Annotated in this window: 26 protein-coding genes and 1 pseudogene; 19 read left to right on the top strand and 8 right to left on the bottom strand. The window is 60.4% G+C overall.

Going from position 1 to position 22728, the window contains the following annotated elements; genetic code table 11:
- The first annotated feature begins 3 nt into the window (after positions 1 to 3).
- Positions 4 to 417, top strand: a complete 414-nt coding sequence (locus NA637_RS12285) for a DUF2802 domain-containing protein (protein WP_256072523.1) — start codon at positions 4 to 6, stop codon at positions 415 to 417.
- A 47-nt stretch (positions 418 to 464) separates the two neighbouring features.
- Here the strand turns inward: NA637_RS12285 and NA637_RS12280 are convergent, their stop codons facing one another.
- Entirely contained in the window at positions 465 to 788 is a 324-nt protein-coding gene (locus NA637_RS12280) for an EscU/YscU/HrcU family type III secretion system export apparatus switch protein (RefSeq protein ID WP_256072522.1), read from the bottom strand.
- Positions 785 to 2308, bottom strand: coding sequence for a flagellar hook-length control protein FliK (locus tag NA637_RS12275; protein WP_256072521.1), 1524 nt, complete (start codon positions 2306 to 2308; stop codon positions 785 to 787). Before NA637_RS12275 ends, NA637_RS12280 begins: the two co-directional genes overlap by 4 nt.
- Positions 2309 to 2457: 149 nt before the next feature.
- Between NA637_RS12275 and ccmA the strand changes: the two genes are divergently transcribed.
- The 15 genes from ccmA to NA637_RS12200 all read left to right on the top strand — a co-directional run bounded on the left by ccmA (position 2458) and on the right by NA637_RS12200 (position 15692).
- Entirely contained in the window at positions 2458 to 3093 is a 636-nt protein-coding gene (gene ccmA, locus NA637_RS12270) for a cytochrome c biogenesis heme-transporting ATPase CcmA (RefSeq protein WP_256072520.1), read from the top strand.
- Positions 3090 to 3761 carry a heme exporter protein CcmB gene (ccmB, locus tag NA637_RS12265; RefSeq protein ID WP_256072519.1) on the top strand — a complete coding sequence of 224 codons (672 nt, stop codon included), beginning with the start codon at positions 3090 to 3092 and terminating at the stop codon, positions 3759 to 3761. Before ccmA ends, ccmB begins: the two co-directional genes overlap by 4 nt.
- A gap of 155 nt (positions 3762 to 3916) precedes the next feature.
- The gene (locus NA637_RS12260) at positions 3917 to 4669 is read left to right on the top strand and encodes a heme ABC transporter permease (protein ID WP_256072517.1); all 753 of its coding nucleotides are present in this window, start codon (positions 3917 to 3919) and stop codon (positions 4667 to 4669) included.
- Positions 4666 to 4842, top strand: a complete 177-nt coding sequence (gene ccmD / locus NA637_RS12255; protein ID WP_256072516.1) for a heme exporter protein CcmD — start codon at positions 4666 to 4668, stop codon at positions 4840 to 4842. Before NA637_RS12260 ends, ccmD begins: the two co-directional genes overlap by 4 nt.
- Complete coding sequence (gene ccmE, locus NA637_RS12250; protein ID WP_256072515.1) at positions 4839 to 5306, top strand: cytochrome c maturation protein CcmE; 468 nt, start codon at positions 4839 to 4841, stop codon at positions 5304 to 5306. The genes ccmD and ccmE overlap by 4 nt, the downstream gene beginning before the upstream one ends.
- Positions 5303 to 7276 carry a heme lyase CcmF/NrfE family subunit gene (locus NA637_RS12245; RefSeq protein ID WP_256072513.1) on the top strand — a complete coding sequence of 658 codons (1974 nt, stop codon included), beginning with the start codon at positions 5303 to 5305 and terminating at the stop codon, positions 7274 to 7276. Before ccmE ends, NA637_RS12245 begins: the two co-directional genes overlap by 4 nt.
- A 2-nt stretch (positions 7277 to 7278) precedes the next feature.
- Positions 7279 to 7809 carry a DsbE family thiol:disulfide interchange protein gene (locus NA637_RS12240; protein WP_256072512.1) on the top strand — a complete coding sequence of 177 codons (531 nt, stop codon included), beginning with the start codon at positions 7279 to 7281 and terminating at the stop codon, positions 7807 to 7809.
- Positions 7806 to 8279, top strand: a complete 474-nt coding sequence (locus NA637_RS12235; RefSeq protein ID WP_256072511.1) for a cytochrome c-type biogenesis protein — start codon at positions 7806 to 7808, stop codon at positions 8277 to 8279. The genes NA637_RS12240 and NA637_RS12235 overlap by 4 nt, the downstream gene beginning before the upstream one ends.
- The gene (gene ccmI, locus NA637_RS12230; RefSeq protein WP_256072510.1) at positions 8276 to 9502 is read left to right on the top strand and encodes a c-type cytochrome biogenesis protein CcmI; all 1227 of its coding nucleotides are present in this window, start codon (positions 8276 to 8278) and stop codon (positions 9500 to 9502) included. The genes NA637_RS12235 and ccmI overlap by 4 nt, the downstream gene beginning before the upstream one ends.
- A gap of 27 nt (positions 9503 to 9529) precedes the next feature.
- Entirely contained in the window at positions 9530 to 9961 is a 432-nt protein-coding gene (locus NA637_RS12225) for a hypothetical protein (RefSeq protein ID WP_256072509.1), read from the top strand.
- Positions 9962 to 10087: 126 nt separating this feature from the next.
- Positions 10088 to 10384, top strand: coding sequence for a flagellar protein FliT (locus tag NA637_RS12220; RefSeq protein WP_256072508.1), 297 nt, complete (start codon positions 10088 to 10090; stop codon positions 10382 to 10384).
- A gap of 379 nt (positions 10385 to 10763) precedes the next feature.
- On the top strand, positions 10764 to 12233 hold the full coding sequence (locus tag NA637_RS12215) for a sigma-54 dependent transcriptional regulator (RefSeq protein ID WP_256072507.1): 1470 nt from the start codon (positions 10764 to 10766) through the stop codon (positions 12231 to 12233).
- A 116-nt stretch (positions 12234 to 12349) separates the two neighbouring features.
- Positions 12350 to 13552, top strand: a complete 1203-nt coding sequence (locus NA637_RS12210) for a sensor histidine kinase (RefSeq protein WP_423836725.1) — start codon at positions 12350 to 12352, stop codon at positions 13550 to 13552.
- Positions 13553 to 13556: 4 nt separating this feature from the next.
- The gene (locus NA637_RS12205; RefSeq protein ID WP_256072506.1) at positions 13557 to 14963 is read left to right on the top strand and encodes a sigma-54-dependent transcriptional regulator; all 1407 of its coding nucleotides are present in this window, start codon (positions 13557 to 13559) and stop codon (positions 14961 to 14963) included.
- 66 nt (positions 14964 to 15029) lie between these two features.
- The gene (locus tag NA637_RS12200) at positions 15030 to 15692 is read left to right on the top strand and encodes a thiopurine S-methyltransferase (RefSeq protein ID WP_256072505.1); all 663 of its coding nucleotides are present in this window, start codon (positions 15030 to 15032) and stop codon (positions 15690 to 15692) included.
- A 77-nt stretch (positions 15693 to 15769) separates the two neighbouring features.
- On the opposite strand, the pseudogene NA637_RS12195 reads toward NA637_RS12200, so the two are convergent.
- The 4 genes and pseudogenes from NA637_RS12195 to NA637_RS12180 all read right to left on the bottom strand — a co-directional run.
- Positions 15770 to 15912, bottom strand: a pseudogene (locus NA637_RS12195) (DUF2959 family protein); the annotation flags it as partial.
- A 125-nt stretch (positions 15913 to 16037) separates the two neighbouring features.
- Positions 16038 to 16910: a protease HtpX gene (htpX, locus tag NA637_RS12190; protein WP_256072504.1), complete on the bottom strand. Its 873-nt coding sequence runs from the start codon at positions 16908 to 16910 to the stop codon at positions 16038 to 16040.
- Between the two features lie 114 nt (positions 16911 to 17024).
- The gene (locus NA637_RS12185) at positions 17025 to 17468 is read right to left on the bottom strand and encodes a hypothetical protein (RefSeq protein WP_256072503.1); all 444 of its coding nucleotides are present in this window, start codon (positions 17466 to 17468) and stop codon (positions 17025 to 17027) included.
- Between the two features lie 6 nt (positions 17469 to 17474).
- Positions 17475 to 18686 carry a pyridoxal phosphate-dependent aminotransferase gene (locus tag NA637_RS12180; protein WP_046162275.1) on the bottom strand — a complete coding sequence of 404 codons (1212 nt, stop codon included), beginning with the start codon at positions 18684 to 18686 and terminating at the stop codon, positions 17475 to 17477.
- A gap of 191 nt (positions 18687 to 18877) precedes the next feature.
- Between NA637_RS12180 and msrB the strand changes: the two genes are divergently transcribed.
- The 3 genes from msrB (at position 18878) to NA637_RS12165 (ending at position 20736) form a co-directional block, all read left to right on the top strand.
- Positions 18878 to 19276, top strand: coding sequence for a peptide-methionine (R)-S-oxide reductase MsrB (gene msrB / locus NA637_RS12175; protein ID WP_256072502.1), 399 nt, complete (start codon positions 18878 to 18880; stop codon positions 19274 to 19276).
- A 32-nt stretch (positions 19277 to 19308) separates the two neighbouring features.
- A complete protein-coding gene (locus NA637_RS12170) occupies positions 19309 to 19791 on the top strand; it encodes a glutathione peroxidase (protein ID WP_256072501.1) in 483 nt (160 codons plus the stop codon).
- Positions 19792 to 19857: 66 nt separating this feature from the next.
- Complete coding sequence (locus NA637_RS12165) at positions 19858 to 20736, top strand: ATP-binding protein (RefSeq protein ID WP_256072500.1); 879 nt, start codon at positions 19858 to 19860, stop codon at positions 20734 to 20736.
- 345 nt (positions 20737 to 21081) lie between these two features.
- Here NA637_RS12165 and NA637_RS12160 read toward each other — a convergent pair whose 3' ends face one another.
- Both NA637_RS12160 and NA637_RS12155 read right to left on the bottom strand, forming a co-directional pair.
- Complete coding sequence (locus tag NA637_RS12160; protein ID WP_256072499.1) at positions 21082 to 21765, bottom strand: glutathione S-transferase family protein; 684 nt, start codon at positions 21763 to 21765, stop codon at positions 21082 to 21084.
- Positions 21766 to 21863: 98 nt separating this feature from the next.
- Entirely contained in the window at positions 21864 to 22631 is a 768-nt protein-coding gene (locus tag NA637_RS12155) for a hypothetical protein (RefSeq protein ID WP_256072498.1), read from the bottom strand.
- Positions 22632 to 22728 lie beyond the last annotated feature (97 nt).

The following is a 22728-nucleotide window of genomic DNA, read 5'->3' as shown; positions in this document are numbered from 1 at the left end:
AACATGATCGCGTCGCTGGTAGCGGCAGTCGTTGCGCTTGCCTTATGCTGCCTCGCATTGCTCGGTTGCTGCATCTGGCTGTTCCGCCGCCAGCGCCAGCAGGCACAAACGCAAGCGCTCGCAGACGCTGCCCGTGACCAGCGCATCAAGGCGCTCACCACCCGGCTGGATGACTACCTGGAAAGCAACGTTCGACTGGGCAAAGAGCTGCATGAGCTGTCGCGCATCGTTGCCCCGTTGCCTGAAAAGCTGGGCCAACTCGAGCAGCGCGATCCGCACACCTTCGCCTTTTCCCAAGCGGCCAGACTGGTTGGTATGGGTGCCAGCGTCGATGATCTGACGCAATCCTGCGGTCTGTCCCAGTCCGAAGCCGAGCTGATGCGCAAGTTGCATCAGGCGCGCCGCAATCCTGATTGATGCCAGGAAAGCTCAGCAGAAGGGCCGGATCGATAGCCGCGCAACGCTCAATGCCCAGGCTCATTGAGTCGCGGAACGTCCGGTGTGTCTCGAGGATCGCTAAAGCCTGGCGGACATTTGCCTTTCAGGTACCAGGCGAAGGCGATGATCTCGGCGAGGCTGCGATACAGCGCTTGCGGAATCGCATCGCCCAGCTCCAGGCGCGCCAGCAGTTTGACCAGTTCGGCATTTTCGTAGATCGGCACGTCGTGTTCGCGGGCGATAGCCAGTATCGCTTCGGCCAATTCGTCGTCGCCCTTCGCTGACAGGGTGGGTGCGCTGGCGCCATCATAGGTGAGTGCGATGGCCTGGCGCGGTGTGCGGGGGATCATGCGGTTTCATCCACGAAGCGTTGATCCAGAGAAGTGTGCGGACCTTGCGGCGGCGTTCCCTGTCGGCAGGCCAGTTCGCCGACATTCAACCCGGCCGTGACCAGCCGCTGACGCAGGTGCTCGAGCTCTGCCGAGATCAGCTCGGCGGTACCGCTGCGTTCGGCCCAGATCTGGCTCGAAAGGCTACCCTGTAGCAATTGTGCCTGGACTTGCAGCGGGCCGAGGGGAGCGACATCGAATGCGAGCTCGACCTTCCACAGCGTTTCCGGTTTGTCCTTGCGGTTTTGCTGAGACTCGTCTTCACGTTGGAATTTCACCTGCAGTGGCACGATATCGCGCTGGTCGCGCATCGGCACCTCAAGCTGCCAGGTTGTAACCTGGGTACCGTCCGAATTGGTCTGTGTCTGGGCAAGGCTGGACAATTGGTGTGTCTGTAGCCGCGATACTGCAGCCGCCGCCAGTTTCAGCAGGATCTCAAGGTCGGCTTCTTCATCGGCGCTGGGCAGCAGTCGGCTCGGCAAAGGAAAGTGTTGCGCCAACTGGCGTGGATTTGGCTGGCCAAGCGCACCGAGCGCATTACGGGCGAACGCCGGCAGAGCCTGGCCGAGGTTTGCACCGGCCTGCGCCGCTGTTAGCGGTCCTCCACCCGGCAGGCCCGGCAGTTGCGCGATCAGGCGTAGCAGAGCGGCTTTCATGTCGGTCGGCAGATTGCTTGCTTCGCCACGCAGAAGGCTACTTTCGAGAAACACCCCGCTGCGCGCCAGTGCCTGCGCCAACGCCTTGGCGTCGCCAAGCTGTTGCATATCCGGCACCAGGCCGAGCAGCCGCTCGGCTGCCCCGCGCAACGGGTCGGGCAGCGCCGGGCTGGATCCGAGCGCGCTGAGCAACCCCTCAATCGAGCCTTGGCGGCCATGCTGCGCGGTCAGCTGTTGACCCAGCACCCACTGATCGAGGCGGCCGCTCTGTGGCACGAAAACCAATGACTGGTCGCCCTGAATGCGTGCTGTGATCAGGCTGCCCGGCGCGAGCGGCATAGCGGATTCGATGTTGAGCCTTTGTCCAGCGAGCGGCGAATTGAGCAGGGTGATCACGACCTTGAAAAGAAGCCTGCCGTCCTGCTGGGTCTGCTGGCTGGCCGTCACCTTGCCTTGCACCACGCTGCCCATTGGCAGTTGCGAAAGATCGATGCTGCTCTGCGGCTGGCGATGGCCGGGCTGCAGGGTGGCCATCAGGCGCGAATCGGACACGGCGGTGATGAGCAGGGCGGCTCCGGGTGCGGCGGCCTTCGGGCTGGTCGTTTCGACCGTTGCCTGTCGTCCGTTGGCCAGGGTCAGGCGCAGCGTCAGCTGAAAGCTCTGCAGCGCCTCCTTGATACTGATGACTTCCGCCTCGGCACTCTCGCCAGCGGCAAGCAGTCCCTGCATCGGTTGCAGCAATTTCAACGCCAGGTCAGCAGGCGCCACTGTCGGGCGGGCTGGACCAGCGGCGGGAATTGCCTGAGTGCTTTTGATCTCGGTCATCTTACTTAAATGCTCTTACAACCTTTCTACATTGTGGTCTTTGGCGCCAGGGTTCGGCATGTATAATTCCGCCGCCCGCCCGATCACGATGCCGCCCGCCCGATCACGATGTAGCGGCCGGGCTCCTTTCATCTTGAGGTAGCCCTAGCGTGTCCAGTCCCTTTCTTGAAACTGTGGCGCTTTCCTGCGAGCGAGACTGGCGCCTGCTGTTCGAGAGGTTAGACCTGCAGATCATCAAAGGGGAAATGTTGCAGATCGCCGGCCCCAATGGCAGTGGCAAGACGAGCCTGCTGCGGTTGCTGTCTGGCTTGATGCAGCCAACCGCCGGGGAGGTCTTGCTGAAGGGGAAAACGCTGGAAAGCCAGCGCGGCGAATTGGCCCGCAACCTGTTGTGGATCGGTCATGCGGCTGGCATCAAGGGCTTGCTGAGCGCCGAGGAAAATCTCACCTGGCTGTGCGCATTGCATCAGCCGGCGTCGCGCGATGCCATCTGGCAGGCGCTTGATGCCGTGGGGCTGCGCGGTTTCGAAGACGTGCCCTGTCATACGCTTTCCGCCGGTCAACAGCGCCGGGTCGGGTTGGCCCGGCTGTATCTGTCGCCGCCCCCTTTGTGGATTCTCGATGAGCCCTTCACGGCGCTCGACAAGGGTGGCGTGGCCCAGCTCGAACGGCATCTTGCATGCCACTGCGAACAAGGCGGCATGGTCGTGCTGACCACTCACCATTCGCTCGCTGAGTTGCCGGCAGGCTTCCGCGAAATCGATCTGGGACAGCGAGCCGCATGAGCAACGTCTTTACGCTGTTGCTGGCTCGCGAAAGCCGGCTGTTGTTCCGTCGACCGGCAGAACTGGCCAATCCATTGGTGTTCTTCGCCATCGTCATTGCTCTGTTTCCCCTGGCGGTCGGACCTGAGTCGCAGCTGTTGCAGACCATTTCGCCCGGGTTGGTCTGGGTCGCCGCGTTATTGGCAGTGCTGCTTTCGCTGGACGGACTGTTTCGCAGTGATTTCGAAGATGGATCGCTTGAGCAGTGGGTCGTTTCGCCGCACCCCTTGGCGCTTCTGGTTCTCGCCAAGGTGCTGGCACACTGGATGTTCTCCGGATTGGCGCTGGTGCTTCTGGCGCCGTTGCTGGGCCTCATGCTCGGCATGCCGGTCAGCGCACTGCCGGTGCTGCTGATGTCGCTGCTGCTGGGTACGCCGGTGCTGAGCCTGTTGGGGGCCGTCGGGGCGGCCTTGACCGTCGGGCTCAAGCGCGGCGGTTTGCTGCTGGCGCTGCTTATCCTCCCGCTCTATATCCCCGTTTTGATCCTGGGCAGCGGAGCATTGCAGGCAGCCCTGCAAGGGTTGCCTGCGCTGGGTTATCTGTTGTGGCTTTCCAGCCTGACTGCGCTGGCAGTTACCCTGGCACCCTTTGCAATAGCGGCCGGCCTGAGAATCAGCGTCGGCGAATGACGGATTGGCAGAATGTTTCTATCCAATAGCGGAACGCAGTTAGCCGATGCGAGACGAGTGATTATCGCAACATCGGGTTCCATGATCCCGAACAAGCGGCGGTTGCCTGGTTGCGGCGCAGTATCGGCAAACGTAGCAGGTGTGAGGCAGGCTCTATGAACTGGACATGGTTCCACAAACTGGGTTCGCCTAAATGGTTTTACGGCATCAGCGGTCGTTGGCTGCCATGGTTGGCCTGGGCCGCATTGGTGTTGGTTGGGGTCGGGGTGGTCTGGGGCCTGGCGTTTGCCCCGCAGGATTATCAACAGGGCAACAGTTTCCGGATCATCTATATCCACGTTCCGGCAGCGTTTCTAGCGCAGTCCATTTATGTGATGCTGGCGGTTGCGGGGCTGGTCGGGCTGGTGTGGAAAATGAAGCTGGCCGATGTCGCACTCCAGCAAGCGGCGCCCATTGGCGCCTGGATGACCTTCATCGCGCTGGTCACCGGTGCGGTGTGGGGCAGGCCCACCTGGGGGGCTTGGTGGGTGTGGGATGCACGTCTGACTTCGATGCTGATCCTGCTGTTTCTGTATTTCGGCATCATTGCGCTGGGGCAGGCCATTACCAATCGCGACAGCGCGGCCAAGGCTTGTGCCGTGCTCTCGATCGTGGGAGTAGTGAACATCCCGATCATCAAATATTCGGTGGAGTGGTGGAACACGCTTCATCAACCGGCCACCTTCACCGTGACGGAAAAACCGGCCATGCCGATGGAAATGTGGCTGCCGCTGCTGGTCATGGTGCTGGGCTTCTACTGCTTCTTTGCGGTGGTTCTGCTGATGCGCATGCGCCTCGAGGTGCTACGGCGTGAGTCGAGAAGCAGCTGGGTCAAGGCGGAAGTGAAAGCACTGGTGGGTAAAGCATGAATTTTTCGTCGTTTTCGGAGTTCATCGCCATGGGTAACCATGGTCTGTACGTCTGGACGTCCTACGGCATCAGCCTGGCGGTTCTGATTCTCAACGTGGCGCTGCCAGTCCTGGCGCGTCGGCGTTATCTGCAAGACGAGGCGCGTCGTTTGCGCCGGGAGGAAATGAAGTGAATCCTGTGCGCAAGAAACGTCTGTTCATCATTCTGGCGATTCTGGCTGGCGTCGGTGTTGCGGTAACGCTGGCACTGTCGGCCCTGCAAGAGAATATCAACCTCTTCTACACACCGACGCAGATCGCGGCAGGCGAAGCGCCTGAAGGCACGCGAATTCGGGCAGGCGGTATGGTCGAAGAGGGCTCGGTACAACGCAGTAACGATTCGCTGACGGTGACCTTTCGTGTCACCGACTATGCCGAAGCGGTCACTATCCAGTACCGGGGGATCTTGCCTGATCTGTTTCGTGAAGGGCAGGGCATCGTGGCCTTGGGGCGCGTGAACGCGGACGGCATCCTGGTCGCTGATGAAGTGCTGGCCAAGCATGACGAAAACTACATGCCGCCTGAAGTCACCGCAGCGCTGGAGAAAAGCGGTAAGAGCAAGCCCTACAGCGGCGGCGAGCAGGAGTACGCGAAATGATCCCTGAACTCGGTCACCTGGCGATGATACTGGCGCTGTGCCTGGCCCTTGTGCAGGGCACACTGCCGTTGATCGGTGCCTGGCGCGGCGACAGTCAATGGATGGGGCTGGCGCAACCGGCCGCCTGGGGCCAGTTTTCATTTTTGGCGTTTTCTTTCGCCTGTCTCACCTACGCCTTTATGGTGGACGATTTCTCCGTTGCCTACGTGGCGCAGAATTCCAATAGCGCCTTGCCCTGGTATTACAAGTTCAGCGCCGTATGGGGCGCGCATGAGGGCTCGCTATTGTTGTGGGCCTTCATTCTGTCGGGCTGGACCTTCGCGGTTGCGATCTTCTCGCGCCAGTTGCCGGAGGACATGCTGGCGCGGGTGCTGGGTGTGATGGGGCTGATCAGCATCGGCTTTTTGCTGTTCCTGATCGTCACGTCGAATCCATTCGAGCGGCTGCTGCCGCAGGCGCCGATGGATGGACGGGATCTCAACCCGCTGCTGCAGGACTTCGGGCTGGTGGTGCATCCGCCAATGCTCTACATGGGCTATGTCGGTTTCTCGGTGGCCTTTGCATTTGCCATTGCGGCACTGCTTGGAGGCCGCCTGGATGCCGCCTGGGCACGCTGGTCGCGTCCCTGGACGTTGATCGCCTGGGCCTTTCTGGGCACAGGTATCGCCCTGGGTTCCTGGTGGGCCTATTACGAGCTCGGTTGGGGCGGCTGGTGGTTCTGGGACCCGGTGGAGAACGCGTCCTTCATGCCCTGGCTGGTGGGCACTGCGCTGATTCATTCGCTGGCGGTGACGGAGAAGCGTGGTGTGTTCAAGAGCTGGACGGTGTTGCTCGCGATCGCTGCCTTCTCGCTCAGTCTGCTGGGGACTTTCCTGGTGCGCTCCGGCGTGTTGACGTCGGTGCATGCCTTTGCGACCGACCCGGCGCGCGGGGTTTTCATCCTGGCGTTCCTGCTGATTGTGATCGGCGGTTCGCTGACCCTGTTCGCCCTGCGCGCGCCGGTGGTGAAGAGCCAGATCGGTTTCGGCCTGTGGTCGCGTGAAACGCTGCTGCTGGTCAACAATTTGCTGCTGGTCGTTGCCGCCTCGATGATCCTGCTGGGCACCTTGTATCCGCTGCTGCTCGATGCGCTGTCGAATACCAAGCTCTCGGTCGGGCCCCCTTATTTCAACGCGATGTTCCTGCCTCTGGTTGGCGCCCTGATGCTCGCCCTTGGTGTGGGCGTGCTGGTGCGCTGGAAGAACACGCCGGTCAAATGGCTGATCGGCATGCTGACACCCGTGCTGATCACCAGTGCCGTTCTTGGCGGTCTGGGCTCGATGCTCTTCGGTGACTTCCACTGGGCTGTGCTGGCTGTATGTATGCTTGCCGGCTGGGTGGTGAGCGCTGGCGTGCGCGACATCCTCGACAAGACCCGCCACAAGGGATTGTTGAGGGGCTTGCGGAGCCTGGCGCCAAGCTATTGGGGCATGCAACTGGCGCATTTCGGTCTGGTGGTCTGCGCGTTGGGTGTGGTGCTGACGAGTCAGCAGAGCGACGAGCGCGATTTGCGTCTGGCTCCAGGCGAGTCGCTGCAGCTGGCCGGTTACAGTTTCGTTTTCGATGGTGCCGAGCATTTCGAAGGCCCCAACTTCACCTCCGATAAGGGCACCATTCGCGTGTTCGAGGGCGATGAGCAGGTGGCGACGCTGCATCCGGAGAAGCGCCTCTACACCGTGCAGCAGATGCCAATGACCGAAGCGGGCATTGACGCGGGCTTCACTCGCGATCTCTATGTGGCCCTCGGCGAGCCTCTGGATAACGGTGCCTGGGCGGTGAGGGTGCATATCAAGCCGTTCGTGCGCTGGATCTGGATGGGCGCATTGCTGATGTCGCTGGGAGGTGTGCTGTCGGTCAGCGACAAACGCTACCGGGTGAAGGTCAGGACCCGTGTTCGCGAGGCGCTCGGCTTGGCCCAGCAAGGAGCCTGATAATGAAACGAGTATTGATGTTGCTGCCATTGGCGATCTTTCTGCTGGTCGCCGTGTTTCTGTATCGCGGGCTGTTCCTCGACCCGACCGAGCTGCCGTCGGCGCTGATTGGCAAACCGCTGCCGTCGTTCTCGCTGCCTTCGGTCGAGGATCCACAGCGACTGATCAGCGCCGAGGACATCAAGGGCAAGCCAGCGCTGGTCAATGTCTGGGCGACCTGGTGCGTGGCCTGCAAGGTCGAACATCCGGTGCTCAACAAGCTCGCGCAACAGGGCGTGAACATTTATGGCGTCAATTACAAGGACGACAATGCCGCGGCGCAAAAATGGCTGCGCGACTTCCATGATCCTTATCAGCTGAACATTCGTGACGAGCAGGGCAGCCTGGGCCTGGACCTGGGCGTGTACGGCGCACCCGAGACCTTCATCGTCGACAAGCAGGGCGTCATTCGCCACAAGTATGTCGGCGTCATCGACGAGCGCGTCTGGCGTGAACAGCTTGCCGCGTTGTATCAACAACTGGTGGACGAATGAAGCAGCTGATCCAGGGGATTGTGCTGGCGCTGTGTCTGGTTGGCAGCGCATCGGCGGCGATTGATGCCTACGAGTTCAAGACCGAGGCCGAGCGCGAGCGGTACCGGACGTTGGTGGAAGAGTTGCGCTGTCCGAAGTGCCAGAACCAGAACATTGCCGACTCCAATGCACCGATCGCCATGGACCTGCGCCGCGAAATCTACCGCATGGTGGAGAAGGGGCAGAGCAACGAGCAGATCGTCGATTACCTCGTCGCCCGTTACGGCGATTTCGTCCGCTACAGGCCGCCCGTCAATGCCAAAACGCTTGTTCTCTGGTATGGACCGATTGTCCTGCTGGTGATTGGATTCGCCGTCTTGGCATTCATCCTGATACGTCGTCGCCGTGCATCCGATAAGCCCGCGTCGAACACCCTTTCCGAGGCCGAGCGCGAGCGCCTGGCCACGTTGTTGGATAGAAAACAACCATGATCGATTTGTGGATAGGTGCAGGCCTGTTGCTGCTGGCCGCGCTGGCGTTCCTGCTGCTGCCGTTGTTGCGTGGGCGTGGTGTACAGGCCGAAGAAGACCGGACGGCGTTGAATGTCGCGCTTTACCAGGAGCGGCTTGGAGAGCTGGCGGCGCAACAGGCAGCCGGAACCCTTGATTCAGAACAGTTTGAGGCAGGGCGCGCCGATGCGGCGCGCGAGTTGCTTGATGACACGGAGGGCAGCACCACCACTCGACACAATCACCATTTGGGCCGGGCTGTGCCACTGGTCGCGGCTATCCTTGTGCCGTTGCTTGGATATGGTCTCTACCTGCACTGGGGCGCGAGCGACAAGCTGCAGTTGGCGCGGGAGTTCACCGAGCAGCCCGCGACGATGGAAGAAATGGTCGGACGGCTGGAGCGCGCCGTGAAGGCTCAGCCCGAGTCCGCCGAGGCCTGGTATTTCCTGGCCAAGACCTATATGAACCGAGAGCGCCCTGCGGCTGCTGCCACCGCTTTCGAGCAGGTCGTCAAGCTGGCGGGGCGTCAGCCGGAACTCCTGGGTCAGTGGGCGCAGGCGCTCTATTTCGCCGGTGACCGTCAATGGACCCAGCAGCTGCAACAGCTGACCGACGAGGCATTACGCGGTGATCCACACGAGGTCACTAGCCTCGGGCTGTTGGGTATCGCCGCCTACGAAGAAGAACGGTTCGCGGAGGCGATCAGGTTTTGGGAGCGGTTGGTGGCAACGCTGCCTGCTGAAGATCCATCGCGCGAAGCCATTCAGGGCGGTATCGCTCGTGCACGCGAGCAGCTCGGCGAGCCGGCGCCGGCGCCGGCAAGCGTGACCAAACCGGCCGGCGAGGTGGTTGCCGAGACCGGGGCGGAACTGACGGTCGAAGTGCAGCTGGCTGCCGAGGTGGCCGACAGGGTTCGGCCGACCGATGCCGTATTCGTCTTCGCCCGTGCGCTGGCCGGCCCGCCGATGCCCTTGGCCGTGAAACGTATGACGATTGCCGATCTACCCGCGACGGTTAACTTGAGCGACGCAGATGCAATGACTCCACAGCTTCGATTGTCCAACTTTGAACAAGTCAGATTGTTTGCCCGCGTATCCCGAGATGGGAACGCGACTCGCGGTGAGTGGCAGGGCAGTAGCGAGCCGTTGGCGCCGGGTGATGCAGATGCGGTCAAGCTGACTATCGACCAACCTGTAGCCCCCTGATCGCAGGGGTTGGGGAGACGACTGATTATGCTGGAGGAGCGGATTTCAACAAGGTTTCAGCGCCTGGCCAGCGTCGGCACAGCAGTAACGCTGGCGTTGCTGCTGGGGGCCTGTGCGGGCAATCCTTACCAGGCGTCCGGGCCGACACGCGACCCGGCGCCGCCCGCATCGGCCCCGCCTCGCGAACCGGTTGCTACGCCTCCCCCAGTGCGCACCCCACCGGCACCGCGCCCACCGGCAACCCAGAAAAGCCATCCACGTTATGCGCCGCCGCCTCATGCTGCTGCGCATTGGGACAACCGTCTGGGCGTCTACGTTGTGGAAGGGCAGGATTTGTTCTATCGCGAGCGGCTCTACTACCGCTGGGATGGCGACTGGTATTGCGCCGGTCGGCCTGGTGGTCCCTGGGAGCCGGTAGCGCCACCTAGCGTTCCAACGGGGCTGCGCAGCCTGCACTGACCGTACATTTTTCCGCTGTGGCAACTAAAGGCGACGTGGAGGTTGCCGATAAAGTATCAGGCGCCGCGTACAGCGGTTCAGGCGGTATCGGTTCGGCCTTGTAGCCAGTTCATTCGGAGCGGATTCATGAGTGCAGCAGTCAAACGTCTTGAGGAAACCGGCAACGCCTTGCGTGACGCCATGGCTCAGCAGGACTGGACAGCGATCAGTGTGCTTGACCTGCAATGCCGTCAAGTTGTTGAGGCTGCGATGGTCGAGCCTCGTGAGGACGACTCAGCAATTCGGCAACGTCTGCAGGAGCTGGTGTGTCTCTACCGTGAACTGGTTAGCGCCTGTCAAAGCGAGAAGCAGCGTGTTGCAGATGAGCTGATTCAGCTCAACCAGTCGCAGCAAGGAGCCAATATCTACAGGTTATTCGGCTGATCGTTCCTGAAAGCTGCCGCGACCATCGGGCGCAGACAGTTGTTGGGTATGGCCGCCCGATTTTAACGGATCAGGACATCAAAGCGGTTTAAACGCACGCGCCAGCAACAGCATCCTCAGTCATTGTAAGCAGACGGTTCTGTCTCGATCTCCTGGTACGGACGCGCCAAAGCTGAGCGCGTTATCGCCCGGCTCGTTGCAAACGAGTTGCTCTGGGTCAATAACAGAATGCATTCCTTGCCGTTTTGTCGTCTAATCACGTCATAAATTTGACTCAGCCGGTTTTTTTTAATTAACTACCGGCCATCTGCCGATGACACTGCCGTTCTGCCAAAGGACGTGTGCGGGCTTTCTTTCAGCCTCTAGAGCTATAAACAAGATGTGGCGTGAAACCAAAATTTTGTTGATAGACGACGATCAGGATCGTCGCCGGGATCTGAGGGTCATTCTGAACTTTCTCAGCGAAGATCATTTGTCATGCGCCAGCAGCGAATGGCAGGCTGCGGTCGATTCGCTGGAATCAAGCCGCAGCATACTTGGCGTGATGCTGGGTGATGTTGCGACGAAGGGCGGCGCCGTGGAATTGCTCAAGCAGATCAGCAAGTGGGACGAGAACCTGCCCCTGCTGTTGATTGGCGAGCCAGCACCGGCCGAATGGCCGGACGAGATACGCCAGCGCGTGCTAACCAGCCTAGAAATGCCGCCGAGCTACAACAAACTGCTCGATTCGCTTCACCGGGCCCAGATCTACCGGGACATGAACGATAAGGCGAAGGCTCGCGGTCGGCAGCGCGAACCCAATCTGTTTCGTAGCCTGGTAGGCACCAGTCGTGCAGTTCAGCATGTACGTCAGATGATGCAGCAGGTTGCAGACACTGAAGCGAGCGTACTGATTCTCGGTGAGTCGGGAACCGGCAAAGAGGTTGTTGCACGCAACCTGCACTATCATTCCAAGCGTCGTAACGGGCCTTTCGTTCCCGTCAATTGCGGAGCGATTCCGGCGGAGTTGCTTGAGAGCGAGCTGTTCGGTCATGAAAAGGGGGCGTTTACCGGCGCGATCACCTCGCGTGCCGGTCGTTTCGAGCTGGCCGAAGGCGGGACGCTGTTCCTCGATGAGATCGGCGACATGCCGTTGCCTATGCAGGTCAAGCTGCTGCGCGTCCTGCAGGAACGCACCTTCGAGCGCGTGGGCAGCAACCGTACGCAAAACGCCGATGTACGCATCATCGCTGCAACGCACAAAGACCTGGAAAAAATGATCGTGGATGGCAGCTTCCGCGAGGATCTCTATTACCGGCTTAACGTGTTTCCCATCGAAATGGCCCCTTTGCGCGAGCGCATCGAGGATATTCCGCTGCTGATGAACGAGCTCATCTCGCGCATGGAGCACGAGAAGCGGGGCTCCATCCGTTTCAATTCGGCGGCGATCATGTCCCTCTGTCGTCACGATTGGCCCGGTAACGTACGGGAGTTGGCTAACCTCGTCGAGCGCATGGCCATCATGCACCCGTACGGCGTGATTGGTGTGATGGAGCTGCCAAAGAAATTCCGCCACGTCGATGACGACGATGAGCAGTACGCGACCAGCCTGCATGACGAGATGGAAGAGCGTGCTGCAATAAACGCCCCGATCATTGCGGCGGATGCGCATGCCATGCTTCCCGTAGAAGGCCTTGATCTGAAGGACTACCTGAGCAACCTGGAGCAGGGGCTTATCCAGCAGGCGCTGGAAGATGCAGGCGGCGTAGTGGCACGTGCTGCTGAGCGTTTGCGGGTACGGCGAACCACGCTGGTGGAAAAGATGCGTAAATACGGAATGAACCGTCGCGAAGACGATCTCGACGAGTGATTTCCTTGCCACGCCGCTCTTGCTTGCGGCGTGGCCCCTTCCTCGATATGTCACCCCGGGCATGATCCTTGCTGACCGTTACGTTACCGACCATCTTTTGACGGAAACGTGTGCCAGTGACTTCAGCGACCTGCTCTCCCGATCCAGTCCAATGCCCGGCCCGGGCCGGCTCAAGCGACGCGCTTGAACAATCGCTCGCACTGTTCCATCACTTGTCCGGCCGGTTGGGCGAGTCCCAGTTCATGCTGCAGGCACGAGTAGCCGAGTTGAAGGATCAGCTTGCGGAGAGCGCTGCGCAGCGCCTGCAGGAATTCGACGAGAAGGAGCGCCTGGCAAGCCGCTTGCAAAGCCTGCTGGACTTGTTGCCTGGCGGTGTGATTGTCATCGACGGCCAGGGTATGGTTCGCGAAGCGAATCCGGTTGCGCTCGAGCTGCTTGGCGCACCGCTCGAAGGGGCGCTCTGGCGCGAGGTGATCGCGCGGAGTTTCTCGCCCCGCAGGGATGACGGTCACGAAATTTCGTTGAGGGATGGGCGTCGCGTTTCGATCGCTACCCGTTCCTTGAGCGTTGAGCCTGGGCAGCTGGTGCTGCTGACCGATCTGACGGAGACACGGCGGCTGCAACAGCAACTGGCGCGTCATGAGCGTTTGTCCGCGCTGGGCCGTATGGTGGCGTCGTTGGCTCATCAGATCCGCACCCCGCTATCGACAGCCCTGCTGTATGCAAGCCATCTGGAGCAGGGCGGATTGTCGGTCGAGCATCAGCAGCGCTTTGCGGGTCGTTTGAAGGACCGGCTGAACGAGTTGGAGCATCAGGTTCGTGACATGCTGGTTTTCGCGCGCGGTGATCTGCCGCTGGAGGACCGGCTAACACCCGCTGAGTTGCTGGGGGCGCTGCGTGCGGCGACCGAGATGAAGTTGGCGGGCGTCGCCGTTCGCTGGCAATGCGATGCCCGGACCGGTGCGCTGTTGTGCAATCGCGACACCTTGGTCGGTGCACTGCTCAACCTGATCGAAAATGCGCTTCAGGCGGCGACCAGCGATACAAAACTGAAGGTTCACCTCTTTGCCCGAGGTTCAATGCTGCGTATCAGCATCAGCGACAACGGTGTAGGCATCGATGCAGCGACCCTGGCCCGACTCGGCGAGCCCTTTTTCACCACACGGGCAACCGGGACCGGCCTCGGCCTGGCCGTCGTCAATTCGGTAGCGCGAGCGCATTCAGGCGCACTTGAGCTGCGTTCTCGCCCGGGCAGAGGAACCTGCGCCAGGTTGCAGCTGCCGCTGCTTCCGCTGTCCTCGCTCGCACATTCGGAGTAGCCCTATGGGCGTTAGAGTTCTACTGGTCGAAGATGATCGCGCTTTGCGCGAAGCGCTGGGCGATACCCTCGAACTGGGCGGCTATGCCTACCGCGCGGTGGATTGCGCTGAGGCCGCGTTGCATGCGCTGGATCAGGAGAGTTTCGGCCTGCTGGTCAGTGATGTGAGCATGCCTGGCATAGACGGCCATGCCTTGCAGGCAATTGTGCGCGAACGGTATCCGCAGACGCCTGTCTTGTTGATGACTGCCTATGGTGCCGTCGAGCGCGCCGTCGAGGCCATGCGCCTAGGGGCTGTGGATTACCTGGTCAAACCGTTCGAACCCAAGGTGTTGTTCGACCTGGTCGGCCGGCATGCCTTTGGCCAGCTGGGTGCTACCGAAATGCAGGGGCCTGTGGCGGTTGAACCTGCGAGTCGGCAACTGCTGGCGCTGGCGACACGGGTGGCACAAAGCGATTCGACGGTGCTGGTTTCAGGGGAGTCGGGCACTGGCAAAGAAGTGCTGGCCCGTTTTATTCATCAGCAGTCATCGCGAGCCGACAAGCCGTTCGTGGCCATCAACTGCGCTGCGATTCCAGAAAACATGCTGGAGGCGACGCTCTTCGGTCATGAGAAGGGCGCCTTCACCGGTGCCATCGCAACGCAGCCAGGCAAGTTCGAATTGGCTGATCGCGGTACGCTACTGCTCGACGAGATCTCCGAAATGCCGGTGGCATTACAAGCCAAGTTGCTGCGGGTACTGCAGGAGCGCGAGGTCGAGCGTGTGGGTGGACGCAAGCCGATACCGCTCGACATCCGTATCGTCGCCACGACCAATCGTGATCTGGCTGAGGAGGTTCGCAGCGGGCGCTTCCGTGAAGACCTGTTCTACCGCCTCTCGGTCTTTCCGCTCGCCTGGCCGGCATTACGCGATCGGCCGGCGGATATCGTGCCGCTGGCCGAGCGGTTGCTGGCCAATCATGCGGCAAAGATGCGTCAGCCAGGCGCGAGACTGACAGCTGAAGCGCGTCAGTGCCTGCTCGGATATTCCTGGCCCGGCAACGTGCGTGAGCTCGACAACGCGATTCAGCGAGCCCTGATCCTGCAGCAGGGTGGATTTATTCGGCCGGATGACCTCTGTCTGACAGCTGCTGCCGGCTTCGCCTCGCTGGCGCCTACTGCCGCCAGCGCATTCGTGTCGACGCAATCTGCCCCGGTGACCGTTCCAGTGCCGGCCGAGGTCGCTGGCGCGTTGGGTGAAGACCTTCGCCGTCGCGAATTCGAATTGATACTCGAGACCCTGCGTGCCGAGCGCGGGCGTCGTAAGGAGACGGCTGACCGTCTTGGCATCAGTGCGCGGACCCTGCGTTACAAGCTGGCTCAGATGCGGGATGCCGGTATGGATCCGGAGTCGGCGCTGCGCTCCGGTTGAAGCGGTGTTTCGGACGAAGGCGACTCTGATAAGCTCCCCTGCAACATCGCTCAAGAGGGTCTCTACATGGACGAAGCGTTCTGGCAGCGTCGCTGGGCACGTAACGAAATCGGCTTCCATCTAAACGAGGTCAACCCCTACCTGCGCCGCCATTGGCCCAGCTTGAGGTTGGCGCAAGGGGCCCGTGTTCTGGTGCCGTTGTGCGGGAAAAGTCTCGACATGGCCTGGCTCGCCGATCAGGGTTTTGCGGTATTGGGTGTAGAGCTGAGCGAGCGCGCAGCCGAGGATTTTTTCGGCGAGCACGAGCTAGTCCCAGATGTCAGCGTCCAGGGTGAGTTCAGGGTTTACCGGGCTGGTACGGTGGAAATCCGCTGTGGCGATTTCTTCGCCATGACACCGGCTGATGTGGCCGACTGCCAGGCGCTATACGACCGGGCTGCGCTGATCGCCTTGCCCGCCGACATGCGTCAGCATTACGTCAACCATCTAGTCAGCATCCTTGCGCCGGACTGTCAGGGGCTGCTGATCACGTTGGACTACCAGCAGGAGCAGATGTCCGGCCCGCCATTCGCTGTGAGTGATGCTGAGGTTCGAATGTCTTTGGGCGCGCGCTGGAAAATCGACTTGCTGGAGCGCGCCAACGTGTTGAACGAAAGCAATTGGAAATTTCTTCAGCGTGGCCTCACTCGCCTGGAAGAAAGCTGCTACCGACTCGGTGAACGCTCCTAGCGCGCATCGACTGTCGTGCTGATAGCTGTTGAGATGAACGGCGCGCCGCGGCGTGCCCGTTGTGGTGCTCGCGCGACCTCCTTGGCCTCCTGCTGCGAGTCGCGCGCAGCCTCGACGCGTTCAACACAGTAATGTCGCGCTTATGCACCCCGACCTTCTCCATTGCCGAGCAATAGGCGCTCTGGCAGCCGGACAGGGTGAGCAGGGCGATGGCGAGCAAAAAGAAGCGCGTGTTGAGATGTTTCCGAAGACGGCGCTTGCTTCGACAGGCATACAGGCACTACGCACATTGCAGACGAAAAAAAGGGCGGCTTGTGGATGCCGCCCTTGTTTCGCTTCGCTCGCTTAGCCGCGCTGGCGCAAGGCTTCGATGCGATCTTCCAGCGTTGGGTGAGTCATCAATAGGCCGGCCAGGCCGTTGCGCAAGGCACCATTGATGCTGAATGCCTTGAGGCTGTCCGGCATGTTGACTGGTACGCCCTGTTCCGCGCGCAGACGCTGCAGGGCGCCGATCATTGCGCTGGTGCCGGCCAGCTGAGCCCCCGCCTCGTCAGCGCGGAACTCACGCTTGCGGGAGAACCACATGACAATGATGCTGGCGAGGATCCCCAGCACAAGTTCGGCGAAGATCGTCGCAACGAAATAGCCAATGCCATGGCCATCTTCGTTCTTCAGGATCGCCCTATCGACGAAGCTGCCGAAGATGCGCGCAAAAAACATGACGAAGGTGTTTACCACGCCCTGGATCAATGCGAGCGTGACCATGTCGCCGTTGGAGACGTGACCAATCTCGTGGGCCAATACGGCCCTGACTTCGTCCGGGGAAAAGCGCTCGAGCAAGCCTTGGCTGACTGCGACAAGTGCATCGTTCTTGTTCCAGCCGGTGGCGAAGGCGTTGGCTTCATAAGCAGGGAAGATGCCCACTTCAGGCATCTTGATGCCGGCATCACGGGCCAGCTGCTCGACGGTTTGCAACAACCACTGTTCGTGGCGCGTGCGCGGCTGGGTGATGATCTCGGTACGGGTACTCATTTTCGCCATCCATTTGGAGATGAACAGCGAAATCAGTGCGCCAGCGAAACCAAAGACGGCGCAGAAAGCCAGCAGGCTGCCGTAGTTCTGACCCGTGTAGCGATCTATCCCAAGCAACTTGAGGGTGATGCTAGCGACGACCAGCACAGCCAGGTTGGTGGCCAGGAACAAGAAAATGCGCATCATGTTGCGACAGACTCCAAGAGGAACAGTAAAGAACGATAGGCTATATAAGGGGCGGCCCGGCGCGATTCAACCGAGCGACTATTTCAAGCTATGTCGCCTGCCACCCGGCTGGGCTTAGCTGCGCTCAGGCAGTGAGCTGTCGAACAGCTGGCGCGTCAGTTGTGCCAGCCGCTCGCTGTCCCCTTCACGCAACGCTTCGCGTAGCTGATGCGCCAGGCTGGACTGGACCCGACGGACACTCGGCGGCAGTGAGTCGAGACCGGCAAAGGCATCGCGGATGATGCCTGTCAGTCGCAGGAACGCCTTCTCGCTGAGAACAGCCTGGTCGAGCGCCTGAAAATGAATGGTGCTCTCGAAGCGCAGATAGCCCTCCTCGGCGAGCCATATCAGCGCGCCGAGGCAGCCTTGGTGGCGCTTGCTGGGCAGGCCGAACTCATCGGGTTCTTCATGGCCGATGATGTCCTCGACGTACAGCGCGACCTTCCTCGGAAAGGCCTGATAGAGCGTCAGCAGCCCGGCCGCGGCGTCCCGGTAGAAGTCATCGATCTGCAGATCCATCCCGCACTACTGGCTGTAGGTCTTGAGGAAGTTGCCGATTCGGCCAATGGCCTGCTCGAGGTCGTCCACGCGGGGCAGGGTGACCACGCGGAAGTGATCCGGCCACGGCCAATTGAAGGCCGTCCCCTGAACAATCAGTAGCTTCTCTGATAACAGCAGGTCGAGGACGAACTTCTCGTCGTTGTGGATGGGGCAGATTTTCGGATCGATCCGCGGGAACGCATACAGCGCACCCATCGGCTTGACGCAGCTGACGCCGGGAATGTCGTTGAGCAGTTCCCAGGTCCGGTTGCGTTGCTCAAGCAGGCGGCCTGGTGGTAATACCAGATCGTTGATGCTCTGGTAGCCACCCAAGGCGGTCTGGATGGCGTGCTGGGATGGCACGTTGGCACAGAGGCGCATGTTGGCCAGGATGTCGATGCCTTCGATGTAGCTCTGCGCTTTGTGCTTGGGACCGGAGATCGCTACCCAGCCGGAGCGGAAGCCAGCGACGCGGTAGGACTTCGATAGCCCGTTGAAGGTCAGACACAGTACGTCAGGGGCAAGCGATGCGGTGCAGATGTGCACTGCCTCGTCATACAGAATCTTGTCGTAGATCTCGTCGGAGAAAAGCACCAGCTTGTGCTGACGGGCCAGCTCGACCATGCCTGCCAAAATTTCGCGTGGGTATACCGCACCGGTCGGGTTGTTCGGGTTGATCAGCACCAGCGCTTTGGTGTTGGGCGTGATTTTGGCTTTGATATCGGCCAGGTCCGGCCACCAGTTGGCCTGCTCGTCGCAAAGGTAATGCACCGGTTTGCCGCCCGCCAAGCTGACGGCGGCCGTCCACAGCGGGTAATCGGGGGCCGGGATCAGCACTTCATCGCCGTTGTTGAGCAGGGCCTGCATGGACATCACGATAAGCTCGGACACGCCGTTACCGAGATAGATGTCTTCGATGGTGATGCCCTCTACCTGCTTCTGCTGGTAGTACTGCATGATCGCCTTGCGTGCGCTGAATAGGCCTTTGGAATCGCTGTAGCCCTGCGCGGTGGGCAGATTGCGGATCACGTCCTGAAGGATTTCCTCAGGGGCTTCGAAACCGAATGGCGCCGGGTTGCCGATGTTCAGCTTGAGGATGCGATGGCCTTCCTCTTCCAGGCGTTTGGCGTGCTTGAGCACCGGCCCACGGATGTCATAACAGACATTGGCGAGCTTGTTCGATTTGCTGACCTGCATGATCCTTGTGTCCCGAAGTGATGACGCGCCTGCCGTTCTGAAGGGCTGGCTGCGTAGGGCGTGAACCCGGGCGCCTTGGCAGTGTGCAACCACGCTGCCAGACTAGGCGTCTTAAGAGCACCGCATCATACGTGCGGCCTGATCCCCGGAAAAGGTACAGAGGTGCCTTTTTAAGCTTAAGAGGTGTACCGATGGATAAGCTTGAGAAACCGCTCGAAACCTGGCGTGAAGAACTTTCCGACGAGCAATTTCAGGTCTGCCGCCTGGGTGCGACCGAGCGACCGTTCACCGGCAGGTACAACGACACCAAGGCGCCCGGCATCTACCACTGCGCCTGCTGTGATGCACCGCTGTTTGATTCTGACGCCAAGTTCGATTCCGGCTGTGGCTGGCCGAGCTACTTTCAGCCGGTTAGCGATACAGCCATTGCCAGCATTGACGACTTCAGCCATGGCATGCATCGCATTGAGGTCAAGTGTGCTCGCTGTGATGCTCATCTGGGGCATGTATTCCCGGATGGTCCGGCACCGACCGGGCTGCGCTACTGCATCAATTCGGCGTCTCTCACTCACAAGCCGCGCGACGCCTAAAGGCGCTTCGCAACGCTTCAATGGAGCACCCCATGAACGATGCGCTCTTGGATATTCCCTGTGTCACGATCGATGGCCAACAGAAGACCCTGTCTGATTTTGGCGCCAAGGCTCTGCTGGTCGTTAATACGGCCAGTCAATGTGGCTTCACGCCCCAATACAAGGGGCTGGAAGCGCTCTGGAAGCGCTATCGCGAGCAGGGGCTGGTGGTGGTCGGGTTTCCCTGCGATCAGTTCGGCCATCAGGAGCCGGGGGACGAGGCGCAGATCGCTGCGTTCTGCGAGCGTAACTTCGGCGTCAGCTTTCCGATGTTCGCCAAGATCCGGGTCAACGGAAGCGATGCTCACCCTTTGTTCATGGAGTTGAAAAAGCGCGCGCCCGGTTTGCTGGGCAGCAAGGCGATCAAGTGGAATTTCACTAAGTTTCTGGTCACCGACGATGGGCGCTCGGTGAAGCGCTTTTCGTCTCGAACCTCGCCGGATGCGCTGACAGCGCATATCGAAGCCTATCTGTAACCCGTATACCCCGGCCGCCACAGCGCTTTTGTACGTTGCAGCTGCGATCGTTTTGGAGATTGTTCAATGGAAGCCGAGCTCAAAGCTTTTTTACAGCGCGCTGATGCGCTGATGTCGCGCCTGGAACCCTTGCTTCCTGCGCAGCGTGCGCCGCTGGATTGGGACACGAGCCTGGCCGCGCGTTGGCATCGTGAAGGGCAGGGCGGCTACCTGCAGGCGCTAAATGTGTCGCTCGACATGAAGCTGAACGATCTGATCGGCATTGACCGGCAGTGCGAGCTGTTGTCGCGCAATACCCGTCAGTTCGTTTCAGGGCTACCGGCGAACCATGTCCTGCTCTGGGGCGCGCGCGGCACCGGAAAATCCTCATTGATCCGAGCATTGTTGGCTGAACATGCACCGGCGGGCCTGCGCCTTATAGAAATCGAACGCGATCATCTGGCTGATCTGCCGAAACTGGTCGATCAGCTCGCCGGGCAATCCCACCATTTTGTGGTGTTCTGTGATGATCTTTCGTTCGAGGCGGGCGAGGGCGACTACCGGGTCTTGAAAAGCGTGCTGGACGGCTCGCTGGAGCGGGCCCCCGAGAATGTCTTGCTGTATGCCACTTCGAATCGCCGGCACCTTGTGCCCGAGCGTCAGAGCGACAACGAAAACTGGCAGACAGTGGATGGAGAGCTGCATCCAAACGAGGCGGTAGAGGACAAGATTGCGCTGTCGGATCGCTTTGGACTTTGGCTGTCGTTCTACCCGTTCAGCCAGGCGCATTACCTCAACGTGGTGCGGCACTGGATCGGCTCGCTGGCGACACGGTCGGGGCTGAGCTGGAGCTGGGACGACGAGCTGGAAAAGGCCGCCATTCGCTGGGCCACAGCTCGCGGCAATCGCAATGGTCGTTGCGCTTATCAGTTTGCTCGGCAGTGGGTGGGGATTCGCCTGCTTTAGCAGGCTGTCGAAAACTACCTGCGTTGGCAATCCTGCGTTAAAAAGGTCCTGGGTCGCCAGCCCGGTCACACTGTTCATTTACAACAGTAAACTCGGTCGCGAGCCCGGTCCGCTTCCTCGGCCCTTTTTGCCTTGTCTTGCCTGCCTCGCCTACATCTTTCAACGGCCTGTTAGGCAAGCGGTTGGGCTGCTGCCGGACCGCCAATTGACAACGCGCGCCTGATATACAGGCCCTGCGCTGCAGGACACACCTGCTGGTGAGCCGCGGCGCTCTACTGCTCATTTGCAGAAGAGCCGCCTCGGAACCGAAGCTGTTGCTTGGTTCCGGGGCGGCGCGCATCAGCTTCAGTTCGGCGGTGTTGGCCTTTTGCCCATTTCGATGAGTTTGGCGGTCATACGCTGCTCGCCGGGCAGCACGTTCTCTACCGATGCGCGTGCCTTCAAGCGCGAGTAGTGCGCGGCCAGAGCCGGCCAGCGACCCGCGTCGACCAGCTCGCCGCCGTGTTCCATGTTGATCAGCTGGCACGCAACGGCGATGTCGGCCATCGACAGTTGCTCGCCAGTGAAAAAGGCGTTCTCCCCCAGCTGACGCTCAAGGTAGTCGAAGTGCGGTGGCAGCTTCTCGTTCAATGCGGCCTGTACGGTTTCCTCGTTGCAGGGCTTGCCCGAGCTCGGATTCAGGACGCGGTTGCGGAAAACCCCGAATGTCGTCAGCGGTGCGAGCTCGTAATCGGCATATTTTTCCAGCCAGCGTATCTGCGCCCGGTCGGTCGGGTTGGTGCCATACAACCGAACAGTTTGGCCGTAAGCTTCGTCGAGGTACTGGCAGATCACGCTGGAGTCGGCCAGGCAGAGCTCGTCATCCTTCATGGCTGGGATGCGGTCGAGTGGATTGAGCTGCAGATACCATTCGGGCGGCGTGAATGGCATGACGACTTCTAGTCCATAGTCCAGGCCTTTTTCCTGCAGGCAAAGGCGCACCTTGCGAACGAAGGGCGATAGCGGGGCACCGAATACGGTTATGGGCATGACCAGTTCTCCACGGCAGGAAAGGGGCAGCAGGCGGACTCCGGAAGATCAATTGAACATGGCGCTCGAGGCGTCGTCTCAATTCGTCCGTTCTGTACCTAGTAGATGTTGTTCTTTTTCCAATCGTCTTCGCTTTCGAAGCTTTTCATACCTTCGGCGAGCTCGCTCGGTTCGTCAAGCTTCGGCTGTTGTTCTGTCTGCTCGAGCTTGTTAGCGTGGCTGTAGCTCGTTTCGAGCTGGCTCAATTGGGTTTGATACTCGGCCGGGTTGGGCTGCTTGCGGATGTGCTGGATACCGCGCTCGAAAGCCAGGCGCGCTTTGTGCGCACTACCCTGCTGAAGCGACTGCTGACCGATATTGCTGAAATACTCGACATGCAGCATCACCATCATCCGCTGGATCTGTTGGATCCAGCGCTTGGCAGCGGTGCCATCCAGCTGGTTCTGCTTGTTGGCCCAGACGATCTGAGCATGCAGGTCTTCCATCAGCAGGCGAATTTCCTTCGTTTGTGCTTCGTTGGTGACCTTGACTGGCGCGTTTGCCACGGGAATGTCTTCGCCTTCGGCAACAGCGCTACGTAGAGCAGCGAGCCGGGGGCCGAGCGTGGCGTTCTTCTTGTCCAGGGGGAGCAGTTGCTCGCCCAGACTCAGCTCCAGACGCGTCAGCAACAGTTTCAGTGCCGGCGTCATCATCTGGCCTGGAAAACGCTCGGAGAGGTTGGCACAGCGGCGCATGCGGTCGCTGAGTTCGGCGCGGACGCGCGCCTTTTCCAAGCTGTTCTTCTCTACGATCTGATTGATGACGCCAATTGCAATCAGGATGAACAGGCCGGCGATGACCAATCCAGTAATCAGAACTGGGGACACGAAACGCACCTCTCTGACCGAGCGATTTTTTCCGAGTGTAGAGCGTTGGATGGCAAGCTGATAGCTCAACGCTGGCTATACAGCAATTCTCATTATG

This window comes from Stutzerimonas stutzeri (assembly GCF_024448935.1).
GTDB lineage: Bacteria > Pseudomonadota > Gammaproteobacteria > Pseudomonadales > Pseudomonadaceae > Stutzerimonas > Stutzerimonas stutzeri_AO.
Note: the sequence above shows the minus strand (reverse complement) of the source record. Positions and strands in the feature narration are given on the sequence as shown.